The organism is Spiribacter salilacus (genome assembly GCF_009649225.1).
Taxonomy (GTDB): domain Bacteria; phylum Pseudomonadota; class Gammaproteobacteria; order Nitrococcales; family Nitrococcaceae; genus Spiribacter; species Spiribacter salilacus.
Genome location: NZ_WJPP01000014.1, coordinates 1 through 948, shown reverse-complemented (window position 1 = coordinate 948; position 948 = coordinate 1). Strand labels below are relative to the sequence as shown.

1 protein-coding gene is annotated in these 948 nt (G+C 59.4%); it reads left to right on the top strand.

Annotated elements, in window-relative coordinates; all coding sequences use genetic code 11:
- A partial coding sequence (locus tag GH984_RS10745; RefSeq protein ID WP_153720223.1) for a hypothetical protein occupies window positions 1-948 on the top strand: 948 nt, incomplete at both ends.

Below are 948 nucleotides of genomic sequence, written 5' to 3'. Positions count from 1 at the left end.
ATTGCCGAGCTTGATAGCTTTGTGGAAAGCTCTGGCGGCTCGAACACCGGTGGTGGTGACTCGGTGGCCACGAATGGCGCCATTGCCACCAACCTGGTGCTTGGCACTGCCACGGCTGAGATCCGCAATAGCACCATCACCACCAGCGGTGGCGTCTCCGTCATTGCCGATAATGAAGCCAGCATCGAGGCCACTAATAAGAGTGTCACGCTCTCGGGCGATGAAGCGGTGGGCGCGAGCATTGCCTTTAATACCGTGGGCTATGCGCCAACCAACATACTGGCCGCGAGTTTTGATGCCCTGCTGGGAACCTCCCTCCAGCAGCCTTCTCCGGCACAAGCCACGGCGCGGGTCATCAATAGCACGCTTGCTGCTGCCGGCAACGTTGAGGTGAAGGCATTTAACGAGGCCTCGATCGAAGCCAACCTACTTAATGATGCGACCTCCTCAGCCGGTGCGCTGTGGGGGGCATCCGGTGCCGCAGCCAGTGGCCTGCTGGCCAACAACCGGGTTGCCGGTGGAGCGCTGGCTGAGATTGATGACAGCGATGTCACCACCAGTGCATCGGGTAACTTGACGCTGCTGGCAGATGATAACGCGTTTATTAATGCCACCAGTGTGATGAAGGCCATCTCCAGCACCACTAACGATGGCGGTGCTAGCTTAATTGGCGGTATGGTCGAGCAGCTCGGTGCCAGCTATGCCTTTACCAGCGAATCAGGCACCCAACCCCTCAAAGAGGATGATCGGGTGCGGGTGGCGAGTGGTCACCAAGAAGGTGGCGTGCCCGGTGCCACTTACCGATACGTTGGCGCCGGCAGCGATGTCGATTTGAGCGATACCGATTATAGCGACGCCAGCCTCTGGGCCCGCGTTAGCGAGAGCTCACCGGCCGACTTAATCCCGCAGGGTCTGAACGTTTCTGAATCTGACTCGGTGGCGATGGGC